Here is an 18,645-nt window from a genome sequence, read left to right on the forward strand (position 1 = left end):
ATGCACATCGTTCTGATCCCCGGCCTCTGGCTGGACGGCTCGTCGTGGGAGCGGGTGATCCCCGTCCTCGAGCGGGCCGGTCACACCGCACACCCACTCACCCTCCCGGGCCTGGAGTCCCGCGACGCCGACCGCTCCTCGGTCACCCTGCGGGACCACATCGACGCGGTCGTGGCGGCGATCGACGCGGTGCCCGAGGAGGACGGGAAGGTGCTGGTCGTCGGGCACTCCCTCGGCTCCGGACTCGCCTACGCCGCCGCCGACGCGCGGCCGGACCGGGTCGCCCGCACCGTGTACATCGGCGGCTTCCCGGCGACGGACGGCGAGCCGCTCGGCCGGTTCGCGGCCGAGAACGGGGAGATCCCGCTGCCCAGCTGGGAGGACATCGGCGAGGCCGACCTCAAGGACCTCGACGACGCCGCGCGCGCCGACTTCCGCGCCCGCGCCGTCCCGTCGCCCGAGCGCGCCACCACCGACCCGATCCGGCTCACCAGCGAACGCCGCTACGACGTCCCGGTCACCGTCATCTGCCCGGAGTTCTCCGCGGCCGAGCTGCGCGCCTGGATCGACGGCGGCGAGCCGCCCGTGCAGGAGTTCACCAAGCTCCGCGAGGTCGAGTACATCGACCTGCCGACCGGGCACTGGCCGCAGTTCAGCCGTCCCGACGACCTCGGCCGGGCGATCAACGAGGCGGCGGCGAAGTGACCGACGTCGACGAGCACGGCCGCCCCGAACCCCCGGTCGACGGCGACGAGCTGCGCACGCTGACCGGGTTCCTCGACTTCCAGCGCGCCACCCTGGCGTGGAAGTGCCGCGGCCTCGACGCCGCCGGCCTGAACACCACCGCCGGCGCCTCGACCATGACGCTCGGCGGGCTGCTCAAACACCTCGCCTTCGTCGAGGACGACTGGTTCACGTTCTGGCTGTTCGGCCGCGAGCGCAGCGCGCCGTGGGCCACCGTCGACTGGCCCGCCGACTACGACTGGGACTGGCACTCCGCCGCCGACGACACCCCGGAGCAGCTGTTCGCGCTGTGGGAGGAGTCGGTCGAGCGGTCCCGGGCGAACCTGGCCGAGGCCATGGCCGACGGCGGGCTGAGCCGGCTCGCCGACCGTCCCTGGCGCGACGGCCGCATTGCCAGCGTGCGCTGGATCCTGACGCACATGATCGAGGAGTACGCGCGGCACAACGGCCACGCCGACCTCATCCGCGAGTCCGTCGACGGCAGCACCGGGGAGTGACCATGCCCGAGCCGATCACCATGCGCGCCTTCCACGCCGACGACCGCACGCGCGACTGGCGGGTCGTCGGCGACGGCGCCACCGCGGTCTTCCGCACCGGCTCGTTCGCGGCCGGCGCCCGGCTCGTCGCGACCATCGCGGCCGCGGCCGGCGCCGGGCCGCACCGTCCGGACGTCGACCTGCGGCACGACACCGTCGCCGTCCGGCTGCTCACGGAGACGCCCGACTACATGGGCATGACGACGGACGACGTCGAGCTGGCGGTGCGGATCTCGGACCTGGCCCGCGAGCAGGGGCTCGTCGCCGACCCGTCGCTGATCCAGACGGTCCAGGTGACCATCGACGCGCTGGTCAGCGCCGACGTCATGCCGTTCTGGGCGGCGGTGCTCGGCTACGAGCGGCGCGCCGACAGCCCCGACGAGGACCTCGTCGACCCGCGCTGGCGTGGCCCGTCGATCTGGTTCCAGGACATGGACGCGCCCCGCCCGCAGCGCAATCGCTTCCACTTCGACGTCTGGGTGCCGCCGGAGCTGGCCGAGGCGCGCGTCGAGGCCGCCCTCGCCGCCGGCGGCCGGCTGGTCCGCGACGCGTCGCCCACCTGGTGGACGCTGGCCGACGCCGAGGGCAACGAGGTCGACGTCACGTCCGCGGCCGGGCGCGACTGACCAGGGCCGGCCCCTCGCGCCCGCCTGGCGCGCGAGGGGCCGGCCGTCCGTGGTGCCCGGCGCGGTCAGCGCCGCAGGTCGGCTGCCTCGTCGACGTCGTCGACGTCGTAGACGGGGCCGGCGTCGCGGTGCGTCTGCGCCCGCAGCTGCGCCGATCGGGGCTCCTGGAACTCGACGGTGACGCCGGGCCGGCCGGCCTCGACCAGGAACTCGGCCGCCGTTCGCACCGTCGCTCCACCGGGCTGCCAGACGGTGTCGACCAGCCGCAGCGAGCTGAGCATCCGCTCAGGCGTCACGTCGCAGACCACGTAGCCGCGCTGGTTGTCGAAGTACTTCCAGTGCGGGCTCTCCTCAGCGATCGGCCGGTAGGTGTTCTGGAACGCGACCGGGTCGGAGTTGCCGCCGGACGAGATCGACGTGCCGGTGATCTCGGCGCCCACCACCGGCGACGACGGGTCGTCGAAGTCGGGGTGCAGGTCAGCGACCCAGGTGCAGTGCCGGTCCCCCGTCAGCACGACCGGGTTGGTGACGGCGTCGCTGCCGAACACCTCGAGCAGCCGGCGACGCTGGACGCGGTAGCCGTCCCAGTTGTCGAGGTCGAACGTGTCGACCTCGCCGGCGGTGCGGTCGTTCTGCGCCCACATCACCTGGTTGGCCAGCAGGTTCCACCGCGTCGCGCCGTCGGTGACGCCCTCGACCAGCCAGCGCTCCTGCTCGTCGCCGGTCATCGTCAGCGGCTCGGTCTCGGCCTGCTCGAGCGTGGCCGGCTGGTCCGAGCGGTACTGCCGGGTGTCGACGACGTGCAGGTCGACGAGGTCGCCGAACCGCAGCCGCCGGTAGAGCTGCAGGTCGAGGCCGCGCGGGCGGGCGCCGCGGCGCAACGGCATGTGCTCGTAGTACGCCTGGAACGCGGCCTGCCGCCGGGCCCGGAACGCCTCGGGCGTCTGGAGGTCCGGGTCCTGCGGGATCTCGTCGGCCCAGTTGTTGTCGACCTCGTGGTCGTCCCAGGTGACGATCCACGGGAAGCCGGCGTGAGCGGCCTGCAGGTTCGGGTCGGAGCGGTACTGGGCGTGCCGGTTGCGGTACTCGGCCAGCGTCATCGGCTCGCCGGTGCCCTCGTGGGTGCGGACGGTGGTGGTGCGCGGCACCGACTCGTAGATGTAGTCGCCGAGGAACGCGACGAAGTCCAGGTCCTCACCGGCCAAGTGGTGATAGGCGGTGAAATAGCCGTCCTGCCAGTTCTGGCAGCTGGCGAACGCGAACCGGACGGCGGCGACGGACCCCGCCGGTGCCGTCCTCGTGCGGCCGACCGGCGAGATCCGGCCGCCGGCCCGGAAGCGGTAGGCGTAGTCGGCGCCGGCACGCAGGCCGCCGACCTCGACGTGAACGCTGTGGCCCTGCTGCGGCAGCGCGATGGTCCGGCCGCGGCGCACGACCCGTGCGAACGTGTCGTCCTCGGCGACCTCCCACTCGACGGGGAACGGGCGATCCGGCATGCCGCCGCCGTTCAGCGGATCCGGCGCGAGCCGCGTCCACAGGACGACGCCGTCCGGCAGCGGGTCGCCCGAGGCGACCCCGAGCGAGAAGACACCGTCGGGCAGCGTGCCGCCGGTGCCGGGCGGCGCCGCATGAGCGCCGTCGACGCGGATGAGGCCGGGGACGGAGGCGGCCGCGGCGGTCGCGCCGAGACCGGTGACGAAGTGACGACGGGACAGGGGACGCTGGGGGGAGACATCCATGGACTCACGCTTCCCGCGGGGGTTAACGGAGAGTATGACAGGAAGTGACCGTCCGCTGAACGTCGCCGCGAGTCAGGTCGCGTCAGCGACACCGAGGTCACGCAGCAGCGGGCCGAGAAGGCGCCGGCTGATGCCGCCGGCATCCTCCGGCACGTCCGCGGCGCTCGCCTGCACGGTCATCACGTAGAGCTCCCGGTCGAGCGGCCTCGGGTCGCCGCCGGCGAGCAGCGTCGCCGACCCGGATCCAGTCGCCGGCCGTCAGATCGGGGGCGAAGCCGGCCCGGCCACGCCTCGTCAGCGCGCGCCCGGCCGCGGCCGCGACACGTTCGGGCTCCAGCGCCCAGTGGCGCGGCGCCGATGGCCGGACGACCAGGGCGAGGTGGCCGTTGCGGCGGTCCGCCCCGGGGACTCCGGTGGCGGTGAGCCGCGTCAGCTCATCCATCAGGTCGGCGCGACGACGGCGTGCGAGGAACCGCGAAGCGGTGGCGCGAGGAGCGCTCCGCTTCGGCCGGAGCCGGCGCCGCACCATGACCCAGCCGACCCAGCCGGTCAGGACGAGCCCGGCCACACCGAGCGGTGTCGGCCGTGGGAAGGCGAACTGCACCAGCAAGCCCAGGGCGCTGACACCGAACGCCGCCATCGCGATACCGGGCTCCACTTCGGCGAGCCCGGCCCGGACCCACGACCTGCGCCGGCGCGCGCTGCGGACGGCGATGTCCGTCGCCCAAGCCGCACCGCCGAGGAACGTCAGCGCGGCGAAACCGTCGGCCGGAACGGCCTGCCAGGGATGCGCCGTCGTCTCCAGCACGGTCCCGGAGGGCAGCCGAACCCACACCGCCTCGGAGCCGGCGAACAGAACCTCGACCATCGCGCCGGCCCGCAACTCGTCACGACCGGCTTGCCGGCGGAACTCCACCTCCAGCCGTCGCTCGTACGGTCCGCGCGGCCAGTCGCCCTGGACGTCCAGTTGCCACGTCCGGATTCCGGTGGAGCGGTTGCCACGGCGGTCGAGCGTCGATTCCGGCATCGCGTCACGGCTGGTGAGGCAGCTGGTGTCGAATTCACGGACGCACCGGGCGATGCCGGTCGGCTCGGCGGGGCGGGCGAACGCCCGCACCGCCTCGGCGGCGAACACCAGGCCCGCAAGGGCCGCGACAAGAGCCACGACGAGCCACAGGAACGGCCGGTTGAACCAACCTGTCCACCGCCGCACGCGCCCCTCCCCGTCGCCGGTGCGCGCAGCCTATCCCTGGAACCGCAGGTCAGGGATCTCGTCCTCGGGGACAGCGGTCCGGCACCTCAGGTGGAGGCCCCGGACCGGCCGCCGTTCCTAGCGTGCTGGACATGACGATTCTCCTGTCCGACCCGCGGGTCGCAGCCATACCGGTCGCCGACGAGGGCGAGCCGCTGGTCGAGCTCACCCCGTCGTTCGGCCTGGCCCGCGCGCGGGTGCGGGTCTCGCTGGCCCAGCGGCTCCTCCTCGCTCGCGACCGGCTGCCCGAGGGCGTCGGCCTGCGGGTGGTCGAGGGGCACCGCAGCGTCGCGGACCAGCGTGCGATCATCGCCCGCTACGCCGCCGAGCTGTCCGCCGTCCACCCCGGCCTCGACCGAGACCTCGCCGAGCTCGAGCGGCTCACCAGCCGGTTCGTCTCCCCCGTCGCCGTCGCGCCGCACGTCGCGGGCGCGGCGGTCGATCTCACCCTGGTCGACGGCGACGGGCGGGAGCTGGACCTCGGCACGCCGATCGACGCCACGCCGGAGCAGAGCGACGGCGCCTGCTACTTCGCGGCGCGCAACGTCTCGGCCGACGCACGGGTGCACCGCGCACTGCTGGCCGACGTCCTCGGCTCGGCCGGGCTGGTGAACTACCCGACCGAGTGGTGGCACTGGAGCTACGGCGACCGCTACTGGGCCCTGACGACCGGCGCGCCGGCCGCGCTGTACGGCCCGATCGGCGCCCACCTGGTGGCGGCATGATCGCCGCCGCGACGATCGACGCACGCCCGCGAGCCGCCGCCGTGACCAACCGCCCCCTGCTCACCGCCGACCTCGCCGCCGTCGCCGCCAACACCCGCGACCTCGCCGCCCATGCGCCCGGCGCCGCGCTGATGGCGGTCGTCAAGGCGGACGGGTTCGGGCACGGCGCCGTGGACGTCGCCCGGACGGCGCTCGCCGCGGGCGCGACCCGGCTCGGCGTCACCAGCGTCGACGAGGCGCTGGCGCTGCGGGCGGCCGGCATCGCCGCGCCGATCCTGAGCTGGCTGAACCCGGTCGACGCGGACTTCGGCGCGGCCGTCGCGGCGGGCATCGACCTGGCCGTCGCGAGCCGCCCGCACCTGGAAGCCGTCGCCGCGGCGGGCGCCGGACCGGCCCGCGTCCACCTGCACCTCGACACCGGCATGGCCCGCGACGGCGCCCCGCCGGCCGAGTGGGCGCAGCTCTGCGGCGCCGCCCGCCTCGCCGAGCAGCGCGGGCAGCTCCGTGTCGACGGCGTCATGGGCCACCTGGCCTGCGCGGACGTCCCCGCCGACCGGGCCAACGCGACCGGCCGGACCCGGTTCGCCTGGGGCGTCGAGGTGGCCCGGTCGTCCGGGCTGCGGCCGGCGCACCGGCACCTCGCCGCGACCGCCGCCACCCTCACCGACCCCCGCACGCACCACACGCTGGTCCGGATCGGAGCCGGTCTGTTCGGCATCGACCCCTCGCGGACGGTGCGCCTGCGGCCCGCGCTGACGCTGACCGCTCCACTCGTCGGCGTCCGCAGGGTCCGGGCCGGAACGCCGGTCGGCTACGGGCACGCGTGGACGGCGCCCGCCGCGACACACCTGGGCCTGCTGCCGCTGGGCTACGCCGACGGGCTGCCGCGGGCCGCGTCCGGGCGGGCCGAAGTGCTGGTCCGCGGCCGGCGCCGCCGGCTCGTCGGGCTGCTCTCGATGGACCAGGCGGTCGTCGACCTCGGCGACGACGCGGTCGCGCCCGGCGAGGTCGCGACGCTGTTCGGCCCCGGCGACGACGGCGAGCCGACGGCCGCCGAGTGGGCCGCCTGGGCCGGGACCATCGAGCACGAGATCGTCACCGGCATCGGCCCCCGCGTCGCTCGCGAGAGCGTCGCCGTGCTGCGGAGCGTCCGATGAACGCCCGCGGCGCCGCCCGGGTCGCCGTCATCGGCGGCGGGCAGAACTGCGAGCACGACGTGTCGCTGGCCTCGGCCTCCGCCGTCGCCGACGCCCTCGAGACCGCCGGCTACGCCGTCGTCAGGCTCACCATCGAGCGCGACGGCGGCTGGCGGCACGGCGCCGGCGGCTGCCCCGCCGACCTCGCCGACGCGGTCCACGTGCTGCGGACCTGCGACGTCGCCGTCCCCGTCCTGCACGGGCCGCGCGGCGAGGACGGCGCGCTCGCCGCGCTGTGCGAGCTCGCCGGCGTTCCCTACGTCGGCTCCGGCGTGCTGGCCGGCGCGTTGGCGATGGACAAGTGGGCGACGAAGCTGGTCGCGGCCGACCTCGGGATCGCTACCGCGCCCGGCGTGCTGCTGACCCCGTCGACGGCGCCCGGCTACCGCTGGACCCGTCCGGTCGTCGTCAAGCCGGTCGCCGCGGGGTCCAGCCAGGGCGTCACCCTCGTCGAGTCGCCCGGCGAGCTCCCCCAGGCGCTCGACGGCGCCTTCGCGCTCGACCGCCGCGTCCTCGTCGAGGACGTCGTCGCCGGCCGCGAGGTGGACGTCGCCGTCCTCGGCCGCCCGGACGGGTCGCGCACCGTCGCGCCCGCGCTGGAGATCGTCGTCGACGGGCTGTTCGACTTCGCGACGAAGTACGGCGGCGCCGCCGACTTCCGCATCCCCGCCGAGCTGGCCGACACCGAGCGCAAGGAGCTGGAGGACGCCGCCGTCGCGATGTTCGACGCGCTCGGCTGCGCGGGCGTCGCCCGGGTCGACTTCTTCCTGACCGCGGCCGGACCGGTGCTCAACGAGGTCAACACGATGCCCGGGTTCACCGAGCAGTCGCAGGTCCCGAAGATGTTCGCCGCCGCGGGCGTCTCCTACGCCGATCTGCTCGACCTGCTCGTCCGCGACGTCATCGGATGAGCCGCCGGATCGACGGGCTGGACCTGATCCGCGGCATCGCGGTCGGCCTGGTCATGCTCCGGCACGCGTTCCCCGGCCCGTTCGCCGGGGCCGGCGTGGTCGGTGTCGTCATGTTCTTCGCGCTGTCCGGCTACCTGATCACCGGGCTCCTCGTCGACGAGCTGGGCCGGACCGGGCGGATCGACTACCGCCGCTTCTACGCGCGACGCGCGCGCCGGCTGGTGCCGCCGCTGCTGGTGCTGGTCGCGGGCGTCGTGGTCGTGACGCTCACCTTGGACCCGCTGGGCGACCGCGCCGAGCTGCCGAAGACGGTGCTGGCGGCGCTGACGTGGACCGGCAACCTGCCGTTCGGCCACGCCAGCGACGCGACGTTCCACCTCTGGACGCTGGCGACGGAGGAGCAGTTCTACCTGCTGTGGCCGGCGCTGCTGGCGGTCGCGTTCGCCCGCGGCCGGGTGCGTTCGGCGCTGGTCGTGACGGCTGCCGCGTGCGGGCTGGCGTGCGTCGCGACGCTGGTCTGGCTGCGCTCGGACCCGGACCTCGCCTATGCGCTGCCGACGTCGTGGGCGGTGTGCTTCGTGATCGGTGCGGCGGCGCGGGTGTACCAGGACCGCTGGTCGGCGCCGCGGGGTCATGGCCCGCCCGGCTGGGAGGGAGTCCCACCCTACGGGCGGGCACCGACACCCACCGCGCGCACGCCCACACCGGCCGGGCGGGCGCCGGCGTCGATCGCCGTCGTCGCCGCTCTGACCGGCCTCGCGGTGCTCAGCGTGGTTCCATTACGGGGACACGCCCTCACCTACCTCGCCGGAGGCCCGACCATCGCCGCGCTCACCGCCGTCCTGCTGCTGGCCTGGCGCGGCTGGGCCGACGTGACGACGCCGGCGCTGCGGGCGCTGGTGTGGCTCGGGACGGTGTCGTACGCCGCGTACCTCTGGAACTACCCGCTGACCCTCTGGCTGCGACCGCACGCCGGCGCCGTCGCCGGGCCGCTCGCCCTCGTCCTCACGCTGGTCGCGGCCGAGCTGAGCCGTCGCTACGTCGAGCAGCCGCTCGCGCGCCGCGCCGTCCGGTACCGGGCGGTGGCGACGTGACGACGACCTGGCGGGCATGGGTGCCCGACATCGTCGCGGCGGCGATCGTCGCGGTGCTCGGGCTTTACGAGGCGGCGACGGCGGACGTGCTGCCGGAGTGGCGCATCGAGCTGGCGTTCGTCGCCGTCGGCACGGCGGTCGCCGTCGGGCTGAGCCGCCGGTTGCCGGCCGCCGCGCTCGCGCTGGTGTGGGCCGTGTGCGGGCTGCAGCTGCTGAGCGGCATCGACCTCATGCTGGTACAGGTCGCCATCGCCGCGGTCGCGTTCGGGACGGCGCGCTGGGGCAGTGCGGCGACGGTGTGGCTGAGCGCGCTCTCCATCCCGGTCGCCGCGGTGATCGTCAGCGTCATCGTCAACTCACGCGGCCTCGGCGGGCTGGCCGACCTCGCCGGCAACCACGGCCTCCTCGAGACCGTCCGCAGCCTCAGCATCACCTGGCAGCTCGCCGCCGTCGTCATGGGCATGGCGACGCTCGGGGCGCCCTGGCTGGTGGGGCTCGCGCTGCGCTTCGGCGACCGCGCCCGCACGTCGAAGGCGTCGCAGGAGGCCGCCGAGGAGGACGCCGCGCGCGCCGTCAGCGAGACCGAGCAGGCGCGCGAGATCGCCCGGCTGCGCGAAGACCAGGCACGGCTGGCCAACGACGTGCACGATGTGGTGGGGCACTCGCTGGCGGTCATCCTGGCGCAGGCCGAGTCCGCCCAATACCTCGACGACACCGACCCGAAGGCACTGAAGGACACCATGGCGAAGATCGCGACGTCGGCGCGGACCTCGCTGCGCGACGTCCGGCAGGTGCTGGCCGACACCGAGCAGCGGCCCGCTCAGCCGGCCGGCCTCGACACCCTGGTCGACGGCGTCCGCGCGAGCGGGCACGAGGTGGTGTCGACCGAGATCGGGATGCCGCGGCCGCTGCCGCCGGAGCTGGAGGTGGTCGCGTTCCGGGTGCTGCAGGAGATGCTGACCAACGCGATCAAGCACGGCCGCCGCGACGCCCCGGTCCGGGTCGAGCGGCACTGGGAGGGCGAGCTGCGCATCGAGGTCCGCAACGTCGTCGCGGCGTCGCCGTTCGCGGCCGCGGGCGCCGCCGACCCGGCCGGCGGGTCCGGCCTGGACGGTATGCGCCGGCGCCTCGAGTCCGTGGGCGGGCGCCTCGACGTCCGCCGCCGCGACGAGGAGAGCGGGACGACGTTCACGGCGACGGCGTGGGTGCCGGTCCGGGCGGGCGGCGCATGACCGCTGACATCCGGGTGCTCCTGGTCGACGACCAGGAGCTGTTCCGTGAGGGCGTCCGGGTCATCGTCGGCGCCCAGGACGGCATGACGGTGGTCGGCTCGGCCGGCGACGGGCTCGAGGCGGTCCGTCTGGTCGACCAGCTCTCCCCCGACGTCGTTCTCATGGACATCCGGATGCCCGACATGGACGGTGTCGAGGCGACCCGGCAGATCTTCCTTCCCGACCGGGTCGCGCGGCGGTCGCAGCCGGTGCGCGTCGTCGTCCTCACCACCTTCAACCTCGACGACCGCGCGGCGACGGCGATCCGCTACGGCGCCAGCGGCTTCCTGCTCAAGGACACCACGCCGCTGCAGCTGCGAGACGCGATCCGGACGGTGTACGCGGGCAATGCGGTGCTCGCGCCGCAGGACCTCGCGACGCTGCTGGACGGCCAGTTCCGCTCCCGCTCCGCCGTGCCGTCGGCGTACCTGTCGTTGACGGACAAGGAGCGCGAGGTGTTCACCGCGGTGGCGCGCGGCCTGTCCAACACCGAGATCGCCGGCCTGGTCTTCGCCAGCGAATCGACCGTCAAGACGCACGTCGGCGCCATCCTGCGCAAGCTCGCCCTGCGCGACCGCGTCCAGATCGTCGTCTTCGCCCACGAGCACGGCCTGCTCGACGGCGCCTAGCGACGCGAAGGCAAGCAGCGAGCAAGGGCGACGAAAGCGGGCTCGTCCACGCTGTGCGGCGTACCTGCACGACGACACGAGGAGGACGACGTGCGGACGCGAACACGACGCATGGCCGCGGTGGCGCTGAGCGGGCTGACGGCGACGGTGGTCGGTGCCGCACCGGCGGCGGCCGACGTGCAGCCGAACGTGACCTGGCGTTCCTACGGATACTCGGAGGCGTCGGAGGACGACGTCGGCGGACGCGACGTCTACGCGAGTCTCAACACCGGGACGGGGTCCGCCTACGAGGCGGGTTTCCGGGCCTACGGCGAGTGGTTCTGGGTGCGCGAGAACCGCACCGACGGCCACGGCCTGCGGGCCTACCTCTCGGTCGAAGGCTTCGGCACGGCGACGTACGTCATCAACACCTCGGGCGACGACTGGAACCTCAGCTTCCCCGAGGGCCGGGCGGTCTCGGTGAAGGTGTGCATCGACGGCACCAGCACCTGCTCGAACTGGTACGGCGGCGGCCGCACCTGACCTGGACCGACAGGCGGGTGAATTGCCGCTAGAGTCCGCTCGTGGCAGTCCACCTTCGAACACCTGGGACACCGCGTCTGACGGTCCGTGCCGCCGCCGGTCTCAGCGTCCTCGCGCTCTTCGCCGCCGGTTGCGGCGGCGAGTCCGCTCCTGCGGAGGCCGAGGACGACAGACCGGCGGCCGGCTCGGCCACGCCGGCCGCGACGGACGCGCCGGAGGTCGTGCCGTGGGCCGAGATCGAGACCTATCTCGCGGCCCGGCATGGCTACTACCGGAAGTTCGACAACCTGGCCGCCGGTGGCGAAGAGGTCACGATGACCAGTGAACGGGTGCAGTTCGACCTCGACGTCCCGTACCACGACCGGAGCATCGACATCTCCGCCGCGGCGGCGGAGATGTTGCCGGACGAGCCGCTGACGGGCAGCGGGATCATCCGGTTCGTCACGACCGACACCGTGGTGCTCATGCGGAACCCGGCCGCCCAGGAGCCCTGTGGGACACCGTGGGTCGACATGACCGCTGCGCTGGAGGACCGCACCGCCGAGTTCGGGCTGCCGCCCGCCGACCCACGGCTCGTCGAACCCTTCGACGTGCTCCGCTCGATCGTCGGCGAGCCGGAACCGGTCCGGGTCGACGCCGACGGCACGCTGTACGAGATCACCGTGCCGGACGGTGTCGGGCTGTCGCTGTCCGGCGAGGCGCAGACCGACCCCGGCATCCTCGCGACGATCGCCGGCATGGAGTCCGCCGGCCAGGTCTGGCTGCCGGCCGACGGCGGGCAGCTGCAGGTGAACGTCGACTACACCGACATCGTCATGGCGGTCACGGGGAACCCGGCCCCGGACGACACGACGTACACGTCGTCGTGGTTCATCAACACGGACATCGCCGAGATCCCCACCGACCTGCCGCCCGACGTGGCCGACCTGTCCTGCATGGACCAGGGAGCGGACGGCTGAGCGCCATGCGGACCGTCGGCGTCGACCTGAGCGCGGAACCGGCCGGCACGGCCGTGGCGACGATCCAGTGGGCCGGCGGCGCCGCCGTCGTGACCGCACTGGCCGAGAAGGCCGACGACGCGGTCATCATCGAGGCGATCGCGGGCGCGGACAAGAGCGGCATCGACTGCCCGTTCGGCTGGCCGTTGCCGTTCGTCGAGTTCGTGTCCGGCCACCGCGACGGACACGTGTCGGGCCACCCGACGCTCGAGGGGCGCGACTGGCGGCGCGAGCTGGCCAACCGCCGCACCGACGAGGTCGTGCGCGAGGCGACCGGGCTCATCCCGCTCAGTGTCGCGGCCGATCGCATCGGACACGCGGCGTTCCGGTGCGCCTGGCTGCTGGCCCAGCTCGCCCGCCGCGGGCTCGACGTCCATCGCGCGGGGAGCGGCACCGTCGCCGAGGTGTACCCGGCCGCGTCGCTGAAGGTCTGGGGGCTACGGCACCGCGGCTACAAAGGCACCGCGAACCGGCCGGCCCGCGAGGGGCTGGTGACGGCGCTGCGCGAGGCCGCACCGTGGCTGGACCTCGGCCCGTACGACGACACCTGCCGGCGGTCCGACCACGCGTTCGACGCGGTCGTCGCGGCGCTCAGCGCGCGGGCGGCGGCGCTGCGGCTGGTCTCGGCGCCCGAGGGCGAGCAGGTCGAGAAGGCGCGGGTCGAGGGCTGGATCGCCGTCCCGGAGTGCGGGCTCGACGACCTGCGCTAACGGCGCCGCCGGCCGCCCGGGGTGTGCCCGAACTCCTTGCCGTACGCCGCCACGAACGCCGACGGGCTGGCATAGCCGACCTGCCGTGCCACCCGCGTGACCGGCTCGGTCTCCAGCAGCACCCGGGCCGCGCGCAGCCGCAACTGCGCGCGGTAGCGGCGGTACGACGTGCCGAACTCGCGGCGGAAGTCGCGCTGCAACGTCGTCACGCTGGTGTGCAGCCGCGCCGCCCACTCCTCCAGCCGGGTGTCGTCGCCGGGGTCGTGCGCCAGCGCCCGCGCGACCGTCGCGGCGAGGCCGGCGCCGGCCACGGGCCGCCCGGGCAGCTCGTCCGCCGACGCGCCGAGGCCGGCGAGGATCCGCGCCCGCGCCGCCAGCGCCCGTTCCTCGTCGTGGCCGGGCCGGGCGATCATCCGCAGCGACCGGCCCGCCTCCGCGTCGACGGCGACGGCACCGGCCCGCAGGTCGCCCAGCGCCGGCGGCACCTCGCGCAGGCACACCCGGTAGACCAGCTCGCCGCCAGTGACGCGCACCTCGTGGCTCACGGCCCGCTGCACCCAGAACGCCTCCCCCTCGCCGACGAACCGCACGCTCAGCCCATGCCGCGCCGTCAGCACGCCGCCGGGCGCCCAGTACAGCTGGTGCAGGAAGTCCTGCCGCCGCTCGCCGAACTCCAGGACGCCGGACGACCGGTACTTGAGCAGGTAGATGCCGCCCGGGCTGCCGATGCCGTAGCCGTACTCCTCACACCACAGCGGATCGCCCCCGAACCGCTCCGTCAGCGACACAAGTTGACCTCTCGTCGACAGTTCCACCTCGTCCGGTAAGGCTAGCCTCACCTGCATGCGTACTCTGCTCCTCCCCCTCGTTCTCGTTCTCGCCCTGGTCGCGGCCTGCGGCGACGACGACGGCGGCAGCGCGAGCTCCGCGTCGCCGGAGTCCGGCGACATCCGCACGTTCGCCGCCGACAACGGCGACATCGACATCCCCGCCGACCCGCAGCGCGTCGTCGCCACCGGATACGCCGTCCCCGCGCTGATCGAGGCCGACGCGGCGCTGGTCGGCGTCTCGTCGTGGGAGCGCGGGCTGGCCATGATGACCGACGAGGACCGGGCGACGTACGAGGAGCTGCCACGGGTCGCCGGCGAGGCGGCGGCGGAGACGGACTACGAGGCGATCGCCGAGCTGCGGCCGGACCTCATCGTGCTCGGCATCCCGCAGCCGGTCATGGGCGACATCGACCTCGACTACCTGGAGTCGATCGCCCCTGTCGTCGCGATCGGCCCGACCGTGCCGGACGCCTGGCGCCAGCTGTCCGAGCGGCAGACCGACGCGGCCGACCGGCTGGAGGACTTCGAGGCGGGCCGGTCGGCCTACGAGGAGCGCGCCGCGGAGCTGGCCGCGAAGTACGAGGACGCGCTCGCCGGCCTGGAGTTCGGGCACGTCGGCGGCTACGGCGTCGCCGAGGACGGCACGTTCCAGCGCGAGTTCTCGCGGTCGTGGGGCACGAACATCGCCGAGGACGTCGGCGTCACGTACTACGGCGAGGTGGCCGAAGCGGGCGGCGGAGGGCGGGACGTGTCGGAGTACCCGGCGCTGGAGCAGATCACCGACAGCCTCGGCGAGGCCGACGCGATCACCTACACCGTCCAGCCGGACGGCACGCCGAACCCGTCGGTGCAGGCGGTCCTCGACTCCGGGCTGTGGCAGAACCTGCCGGCGGTGCAGGCCGGGCGCGCGTTCCCGATCCGCTACACCGAGGCGTCCACCTACCCGTCGGCGATGTTCACGCTCGACGCGCTGGACGAAGCCCTCGCGCCGCTGCTGGCGGCCCGATGAGCGCCGACATCGACCGCAGCGACCCGGGCCCCAAGGTCGCCGCCCACCACCGCTCCGGCAGCGGGGTCACGCGGATCCCGTACCCGATCGGCGTCCGCAGCGTCGCCGTCCGCCGCCGCGAGCAGGTGACGCCGCGGATGCTGCGCCTGACGCTCGGCGGTCCGGGCCTGGCCGGTCTGCACACCTACCACGCCGACGACCACGTCAAGATCGTCTTCCCGGACGACGACGGCGTCCTGCGCGCGCCGGTGCCCAACGACCGCCAGCTGCTGGACTGGCCGCGACCGCTGCCGCCGACCCGCGACTACACGATCCGCCGCTACGACCCGGACGGTCTGGAGGTGGACCTCGACGTCGTCCTGCACGACGGCGGCCTGGCGTCGTCCTGGGCGGCGGGCGCGCGGGTCGGCGAGGAGGTGACGATCGCCGGGCCGCCGGGCGGGAAGGCGTTCCCCTACACCTACGACCACTACGTCCTGGCCGTCGACGCGACCGGGCTACCGGCCGTCGCGCGCTGGCTGGAGTCCGCGCCGGCCGGCGTCAGCGCCGACGTCGTGGTCGAGACCGGCGAACCGGCCGAGCACGACTATCCGGTCCCTCACGGTGAGCGGGTGACGGTGCATCCGCTGGTCCGCGCCACGACGGGCTCGGCGCTCGCCGCGACCGTCGACGCGTTGCCGCGGCGCCTCGGGCGGACGTTCCTGTTCGCCGCGGGCGAGGCGGGCGACGTCAAGCCACTGCGGAGCTCGCGGCGCGGCGAGGTCGACGCCCTGGTGACCGGGTACTGGAAACGCGGCGTCGCCGGGCACGACGACGACTAGGACTCGTCGCCGGACTCCTTGATCGGCTCACCGGCCGGCGAGACGACGTACCAGACCTCGCCGACGTCCTCACCGGTGACGTCGCCCGGAGCCTGGTCCTGGGCGTAGGTGTAGAGCGGCCAGCCGTTCAGCGTGAGCTGCGGCTTGCCGTCGACGCCGGTGATGGTGCCGACCTCGCCGGTGACCCCCTGAACCGCCGGGGTGGCCGACGCGGCGGGGACGGCCGGCCAGGCGGCCGCACACTGGTCGGTGCACGTGGACGTGCCGGCACCTTGCGTGTCGTTGGTGTAGACGTACACCGTCATGCCCTTGCCGTCGACCACGATCTCGCCCAGACTCGACGACGCCGCGGCCAGCTCGAGCGAGGCCGGCGCGACCGGCGCGGACGGCGCCTCCGACGATCCGGACGACGACGTGGGCGCCGCGGGCGCGGCGGTGTTCCCGTCTCCGCCGCTGTCCGAGCAGCCGGCCAGTGCGAGCACGAGCCCGGTGCCGAGGACGGCCACAGTGCTGATCCTCATGATGACGTTCCCCCTGCCTGCCGCGAGTTCGCGGCCCACGACAGGTCATACGGAGGACGCGCGCCGCGGGATGGGCCGGTCCGCCCGCACTAGCCTGGGCGGGTGACGACGCAGCCACCGATCCCGGACCCGGCGCTGGTGGTGCTGGTGGGCGCCTCCGGCGCGGGCAAGTCCGAGTGGGCGCGGGCCCGCTACCGCGCGCAGGAGATCGTGTCCTCCGACGACCTGCGCGGCGTGGCCGGCAGCGGCCGGCACGACCTCGACGCGACGGACGACGCGTTCGCGCTGCTCGACCGCATCGTCGCCGCGCGCGCCGGCCGCGGGCTCACCGTCGTCGTCGACACACTGGGCCTGGAGGCCGACCGCCGCCGCGGCTATCTCGCCGTCGCCCGCGAGGCCGGGCTGCCCGCCGTCGCCGTCCGGTTCGACACGCCCGCCGAGCTGTGCCGCACCCGCAACGCCGCCCGCGACCGGCCGGTCCCCGCCCCGGCGCTGGCCGGCCAGCTGCGCCGAGCGGGCCAGGTCGCGGCGGAGCTGGACGGCGAGGGCTGGGACCTGGTCGTCACCATCCGGGCCGACACCCCGGAGACCGCCGCCGCACCGCCCGCGCCCGCCGCCGTGCCGGCGACGGGCGACCGCCAGGTGATCCTGCAGGTCTCCCGCTTCCCCTGGGGCGACGACCCGTCCGGCTGGCTCACGGAGGTCGCGCTGGCCGCCGACGAGGCGGGCTTCGCCGGGCTGGCGCTGATGGATCACCTCATCCAGATCCCGCAGGTCGGACGCGCGTGGGACCCGATCCCCGACTCGTTCACGACGCTGGGCATGCTGGCCGGCCTCGGCGCCGGGCTGCGGCTCGGCCCGCTGTGCACGCCGGTGACGTTCCGGCCCGGAGGCGTCATCGCGAAGGCCGTCGCGACGCTGGACGTGCTGAGCGGCGGCCGGGCGTTCGTCGGCATCGGCGCCGGCTGGTTCGGCCGCGAGCACGAGGTGCACGGGCTGGCGTTCCCGCCGCCGAAGGAACGGCTGGACGAGCTGGAGCGCGCCATCGAGATCATGCGAGCGCTGTGGGCGTCGGGCACGAAGGCGTATTCCGGGACCCGGGTCGCGCTGCCGGAGACGACGTCCTACCCGCGCCCGACCGGCCGGCCGGAGATCGTCGTCGGCGGGTCCGGCGACCGGTCGCTGCGCATCGCCGCGGCCCTCGGCGACGCCTGCAACCTGCGCACCGACGACGGCTTCGACGAGCGGCTGGCGGTGTTCGAGAAGCACCGCGACCGCACCGGCCGCGACGTCGCCGTCACCGTCCTCGACCTGCCGATCGTCGGCAGCGACCGCGACGACGTCTGGCGGCGGGTCGAGCGGTCCCGCGGCAACGCGCCGGCGGCGGCGTACGCCCGCAAGCACCACGCCGCCACGGCCGACCGGACGGCGCGGCGCTACCGCGAGCTGTTCGACCGCGGCGTCCGCACGATCTTCGTCGCCGTGCAGGACCTCGCCTCGCCCGACGACGTCCGCGCGCTGGCCCCGATCGCCACTCCCTGACGCCGTCAGCGGAAGTCGCGCTCCAGCCACGACGTCGGCGGCGCGTCCCATGCCAGCAGCACGAGGGCCGCGAGCAGCGCCAGCAGCACCGCCAGCACCATCCAGTCGTCCCGGTCCCAGGACCGCCGCGGCGGCCTCACGACGCCAGCCCCAGCGCGCGCTCGAGCAGGTCGCACCAGGCCGCGACGCCCGCGTCGGACGGATGCACGCCGTCGGACAGCAGGTCGCCGGTCACCGCCCCGGCCCAGTCGACGACCACCAGGTTCGGATGGCGCTGCGCGAGGGCGCGCAGCTGGTCGTTGAGCCAGTCCGAGTGGCTCCGGTCGGCCGCCCGCTGGACCGCGTCGCCGCTCCACCGGTCGACGTGGACGGTGAGCCAGTACACCGGGCGGCCGTCCGCCGCGGCCAGCACCCGCTCGACCTGCCGCCACCAGCCCAGCGGGGCGAAGACGTCGTTCGCACCGCTCACGACGACGATGCCGCGGTCCGGGATCAGCGCGGCGTTCTCGTCGATCCAGTCCGCCGCAGGCTCCGTCGGCCGGCCCGGGTGCGCGTTGACGGCGACCGGCAGGCCGTACGCCGCACCGGCCCGGACGGCCAGCTCGTACGCCGTCGCCTGCGCGATCGAGTCGCCGACGACCAGCAGCCCGTCGGCGTCGCGGACCCGGCGGAACTGGCGGGGCGTGCTGATGGACGGTGTGCGGTGCCGCCACTCCCCCAGCGTGCCGGTGCCCGGCACGGTCCGATCCTCGGTGAGCGCGGGTGGCAGCGCGGCTGCGCTCGGCGGTTGCGCCGCGAGCGGTGATGGCGCGGCCAGCACGGTGACGTCGTCCGGGGCGGCGCAGCCGGCGGCCGCGCCGAGAGCGAGCGCGAGCGTCAGGGCGCACGCGGGCAGGGTGAACCGGGGCATGGTGGTGCCCTTTCGCGAGGCGGCGCCGTCCTGGCGCCGTGACAAGGAGTTCTGGTGGC

General features: G+C 74.6%; 21 protein-coding genes. 15 read left to right on the top strand and 6 right to left on the bottom strand.

The window, feature by feature from the left end; genetic code table 11:
- Genes DZA62_RS21870 through DZA62_RS21880 form a run of 3 tightly spaced genes read left to right on the top strand, consistent with a single transcriptional unit; the run spans position 1 to position 1,906 of the window.
- On the top strand, positions 1 to 705 hold the full coding sequence (locus tag DZA62_RS21870) for an alpha/beta fold hydrolase (RefSeq protein WP_116951057.1): 705 nt from the start codon (positions 1 to 3) through the stop codon (positions 703 to 705).
- Complete coding sequence (locus tag DZA62_RS21875) at positions 702 to 1,241, top strand: DinB family protein (protein WP_116951058.1); 540 nt, start codon at positions 702 to 704, stop codon at positions 1,239 to 1,241. The genes DZA62_RS21870 and DZA62_RS21875 overlap by 4 nt, the downstream gene beginning before the upstream one ends.
- A 2-nt stretch (positions 1,242 to 1,243) precedes the next feature.
- Positions 1,244 to 1,906 (top strand): VOC family protein, encoded by a 663-nt coding sequence (locus DZA62_RS21880; protein ID WP_116951059.1) that lies wholly within the window; start codon positions 1,244 to 1,246, stop codon positions 1,904 to 1,906.
- A 65-nt stretch (positions 1,907 to 1,971) separates the two neighbouring features.
- Here the strand turns inward: DZA62_RS21880 and DZA62_RS21885 are convergent, their stop codons facing one another.
- On the bottom strand, positions 1,972 to 3,645 hold the full coding sequence (locus tag DZA62_RS21885; protein ID WP_116951060.1) for an alkaline phosphatase D family protein: 1,674 nt from the start codon (positions 3,643 to 3,645) through the stop codon (positions 1,972 to 1,974).
- A gap of 97 nt (positions 3,646 to 3,742) precedes the next feature.
- A complete protein-coding gene (locus tag DZA62_RS21890; RefSeq protein WP_157987825.1) occupies positions 3,743 to 4,858 on the bottom strand; it encodes a hypothetical protein in 1,116 nt (371 codons plus the stop codon).
- Positions 4,859 to 4,989: 131 nt separating this feature from the next.
- On the opposite strand from DZA62_RS21890, the gene DZA62_RS21895 reads away from it, so the two are divergent.
- The 9 genes from DZA62_RS21895 (at position 4,990) to DZA62_RS21935 (ending at position 12,953) form a co-directional block, all read left to right on the top strand.
- The gene (locus DZA62_RS21895) at positions 4,990 to 5,622 is read left to right on the top strand and encodes a M15 family metallopeptidase (RefSeq protein ID WP_198664046.1); all 633 of its coding nucleotides are present in this window, start codon (positions 4,990 to 4,992) and stop codon (positions 5,620 to 5,622) included.
- Positions 5,619 to 6,779: an alanine racemase gene (alr, locus tag DZA62_RS21900; RefSeq protein WP_116951062.1), complete on the top strand. Its 1,161-nt coding sequence runs from the start codon at positions 5,619 to 5,621 to the stop codon at positions 6,777 to 6,779. The genes DZA62_RS21895 and alr overlap by 4 nt, the downstream gene beginning before the upstream one ends.
- Entirely contained in the window at positions 6,776 to 7,729 is a 954-nt protein-coding gene (locus DZA62_RS21905) for a D-alanine--D-alanine ligase family protein (protein ID WP_116951063.1), read from the top strand. The genes alr and DZA62_RS21905 overlap by 4 nt, the downstream gene beginning before the upstream one ends.
- Positions 7,726 to 8,823, top strand: a complete 1,098-nt coding sequence (locus tag DZA62_RS21910) for an acyltransferase family protein (protein WP_116951064.1) — start codon at positions 7,726 to 7,728, stop codon at positions 8,821 to 8,823. Before DZA62_RS21905 ends, DZA62_RS21910 begins: the two co-directional genes overlap by 4 nt.
- Positions 8,820 to 10,055 carry a sensor histidine kinase gene (locus tag DZA62_RS21915; protein ID WP_157987826.1) on the top strand — a complete coding sequence of 412 codons (1,236 nt, stop codon included), beginning with the start codon at positions 8,820 to 8,822 and terminating at the stop codon, positions 10,053 to 10,055. Before DZA62_RS21910 ends, DZA62_RS21915 begins: the two co-directional genes overlap by 4 nt.
- On the top strand, positions 10,052 to 10,723 hold the full coding sequence (locus tag DZA62_RS21920) for a response regulator (protein ID WP_116951140.1): 672 nt from the start codon (positions 10,052 to 10,054) through the stop codon (positions 10,721 to 10,723). Before DZA62_RS21915 ends, DZA62_RS21920 begins: the two co-directional genes overlap by 4 nt.
- A 90-nt stretch (positions 10,724 to 10,813) precedes the next feature.
- The gene (locus DZA62_RS21925; protein WP_157987827.1) at positions 10,814 to 11,245 is read left to right on the top strand and encodes a hypothetical protein; all 432 of its coding nucleotides are present in this window, start codon (positions 10,814 to 10,816) and stop codon (positions 11,243 to 11,245) included.
- A 41-nt stretch (positions 11,246 to 11,286) separates the two neighbouring features.
- The gene (locus DZA62_RS21930; protein ID WP_116951067.1) at positions 11,287 to 12,204 is read left to right on the top strand and encodes a hypothetical protein; all 918 of its coding nucleotides are present in this window, start codon (positions 11,287 to 11,289) and stop codon (positions 12,202 to 12,204) included.
- Between the two features lie 5 nt (positions 12,205 to 12,209).
- Positions 12,210 to 12,953, top strand: coding sequence for a DUF429 domain-containing protein (locus DZA62_RS21935; RefSeq protein WP_116951068.1), 744 nt, complete (start codon positions 12,210 to 12,212; stop codon positions 12,951 to 12,953).
- Here the strand turns inward: DZA62_RS21935 and DZA62_RS21940 are convergent.
- Entirely contained in the window at positions 12,950 to 13,741 is a 792-nt protein-coding gene (locus DZA62_RS21940) for a helix-turn-helix transcriptional regulator (protein ID WP_198664047.1), read from the bottom strand. The genes DZA62_RS21935 and DZA62_RS21940 overlap by 4 nt on opposite strands.
- 55 nt (positions 13,742 to 13,796) lie before the next feature.
- On the opposite strand from DZA62_RS21940, the gene DZA62_RS21945 reads away from it, so the two are divergent.
- Together DZA62_RS21945 and DZA62_RS21950 are read left to right on the top strand one after the other, a co-directional pair.
- On the top strand, positions 13,797 to 14,792 hold the full coding sequence (locus tag DZA62_RS21945) for an ABC transporter substrate-binding protein (protein WP_116951069.1): 996 nt from the start codon (positions 13,797 to 13,799) through the stop codon (positions 14,790 to 14,792).
- Complete coding sequence (locus DZA62_RS21950; RefSeq protein ID WP_116951070.1) at positions 14,789 to 15,613, top strand: siderophore-interacting protein; 825 nt, start codon at positions 14,789 to 14,791, stop codon at positions 15,611 to 15,613. The genes DZA62_RS21945 and DZA62_RS21950 overlap by 4 nt, the downstream gene beginning before the upstream one ends.
- Here the strand turns inward: DZA62_RS21950 and DZA62_RS21955 are convergent.
- Positions 15,610 to 16,134, bottom strand: coding sequence for a COG4315 family predicted lipoprotein (locus DZA62_RS21955; protein ID WP_116951071.1), 525 nt, complete (start codon positions 16,132 to 16,134; stop codon positions 15,610 to 15,612). The genes DZA62_RS21950 and DZA62_RS21955 overlap by 4 nt on opposite strands.
- Before the next feature lie 102 nt (positions 16,135 to 16,236).
- On the opposite strand from DZA62_RS21955, the gene DZA62_RS21960 reads away from it, so the two are divergent.
- Positions 16,237 to 17,676 carry an LLM class flavin-dependent oxidoreductase gene (locus DZA62_RS21960; protein WP_116951072.1) on the top strand — a complete coding sequence of 480 codons (1,440 nt, stop codon included), beginning with the start codon at positions 16,237 to 16,239 and terminating at the stop codon, positions 17,674 to 17,676.
- Between the two features lie 5 nt (positions 17,677 to 17,681).
- On the opposite strand, the gene DZA62_RS37290 is transcribed toward DZA62_RS21960, so the two are convergent.
- Both DZA62_RS37290 and DZA62_RS21965 read right to left on the bottom strand, forming a co-directional pair.
- Positions 17,682 to 17,816, bottom strand: a complete 135-nt coding sequence (locus DZA62_RS37290) for a hypothetical protein (protein ID WP_269813914.1) — start codon at positions 17,814 to 17,816, stop codon at positions 17,682 to 17,684.
- Positions 17,813 to 18,586 carry a GDSL-type esterase/lipase family protein gene (locus tag DZA62_RS21965; protein ID WP_116951073.1) on the bottom strand — a complete coding sequence of 258 codons (774 nt, stop codon included), beginning with the start codon at positions 18,584 to 18,586 and terminating at the stop codon, positions 17,813 to 17,815. Before DZA62_RS21965 ends, DZA62_RS37290 begins: the two co-directional genes overlap by 4 nt.
- Positions 18,587 to 18,645 lie beyond the last annotated feature (59 nt).

The organism is Jiangella endophytica, assembly GCF_003427025.1.
Classification (GTDB): Bacteria; Actinomycetota; Actinomycetes; order Jiangellales; family Jiangellaceae; genus Jiangella; species Jiangella endophytica.

Coding starts and splice junctions, on each gene's coding strand:
- DZA62_RS21870 (WP_116951057.1), top strand. CDS start 1: ATGCACATCGTTCTGATCCCCGGCCTCTGGCTGGACGGCTCGTCGTGG.
- DZA62_RS21880 (WP_116951059.1), top strand. CDS start 1,244: ATGCCCGAGCCGATCACCATGCGCGCCTTCCACGCCGACGACCGCACG.
- DZA62_RS21885 (WP_116951060.1), bottom strand. CDS start 3,645: ATGGATGTCTCCCCCCAGCGTCCCCTGTCCCGTCGTCACTTCGTCACC.
- DZA62_RS21895 (WP_198664046.1), top strand. CDS start 4,990: ATGACGATTCTCCTGTCCGACCCGCGGGTCGCAGCCATACCGGTCGCC.
- alr (WP_116951062.1), top strand. CDS start 5,619: ATGATCGCCGCCGCGACGATCGACGCACGCCCGCGAGCCGCCGCCGTG.
- DZA62_RS21905 (WP_116951063.1), top strand. CDS start 6,776: ATGAACGCCCGCGGCGCCGCCCGGGTCGCCGTCATCGGCGGCGGGCAG.
- DZA62_RS21910 (WP_116951064.1), top strand. CDS start 7,726: ATGAGCCGCCGGATCGACGGGCTGGACCTGATCCGCGGCATCGCGGTC.
- DZA62_RS21920 (WP_116951140.1), top strand. CDS start 10,052: ATGACCGCTGACATCCGGGTGCTCCTGGTCGACGACCAGGAGCTGTTC.
- DZA62_RS21935 (WP_116951068.1), top strand. CDS start 12,210: ATGCGGACCGTCGGCGTCGACCTGAGCGCGGAACCGGCCGGCACGGCC.
- DZA62_RS21945 (WP_116951069.1), top strand. CDS start 13,797: ATGCGTACTCTGCTCCTCCCCCTCGTTCTCGTTCTCGCCCTGGTCGCG.
- DZA62_RS21950 (WP_116951070.1), top strand. CDS start 14,789: ATGAGCGCCGACATCGACCGCAGCGACCCGGGCCCCAAGGTCGCCGCC.
- DZA62_RS21955 (WP_116951071.1), bottom strand. CDS start 16,134: ATGAGGATCAGCACTGTGGCCGTCCTCGGCACCGGGCTCGTGCTCGCA.
- DZA62_RS21965 (WP_116951073.1), bottom strand. CDS start 18,586: ATGCCCCGGTTCACCCTGCCCGCGTGCGCCCTGACGCTCGCGCTCGCT.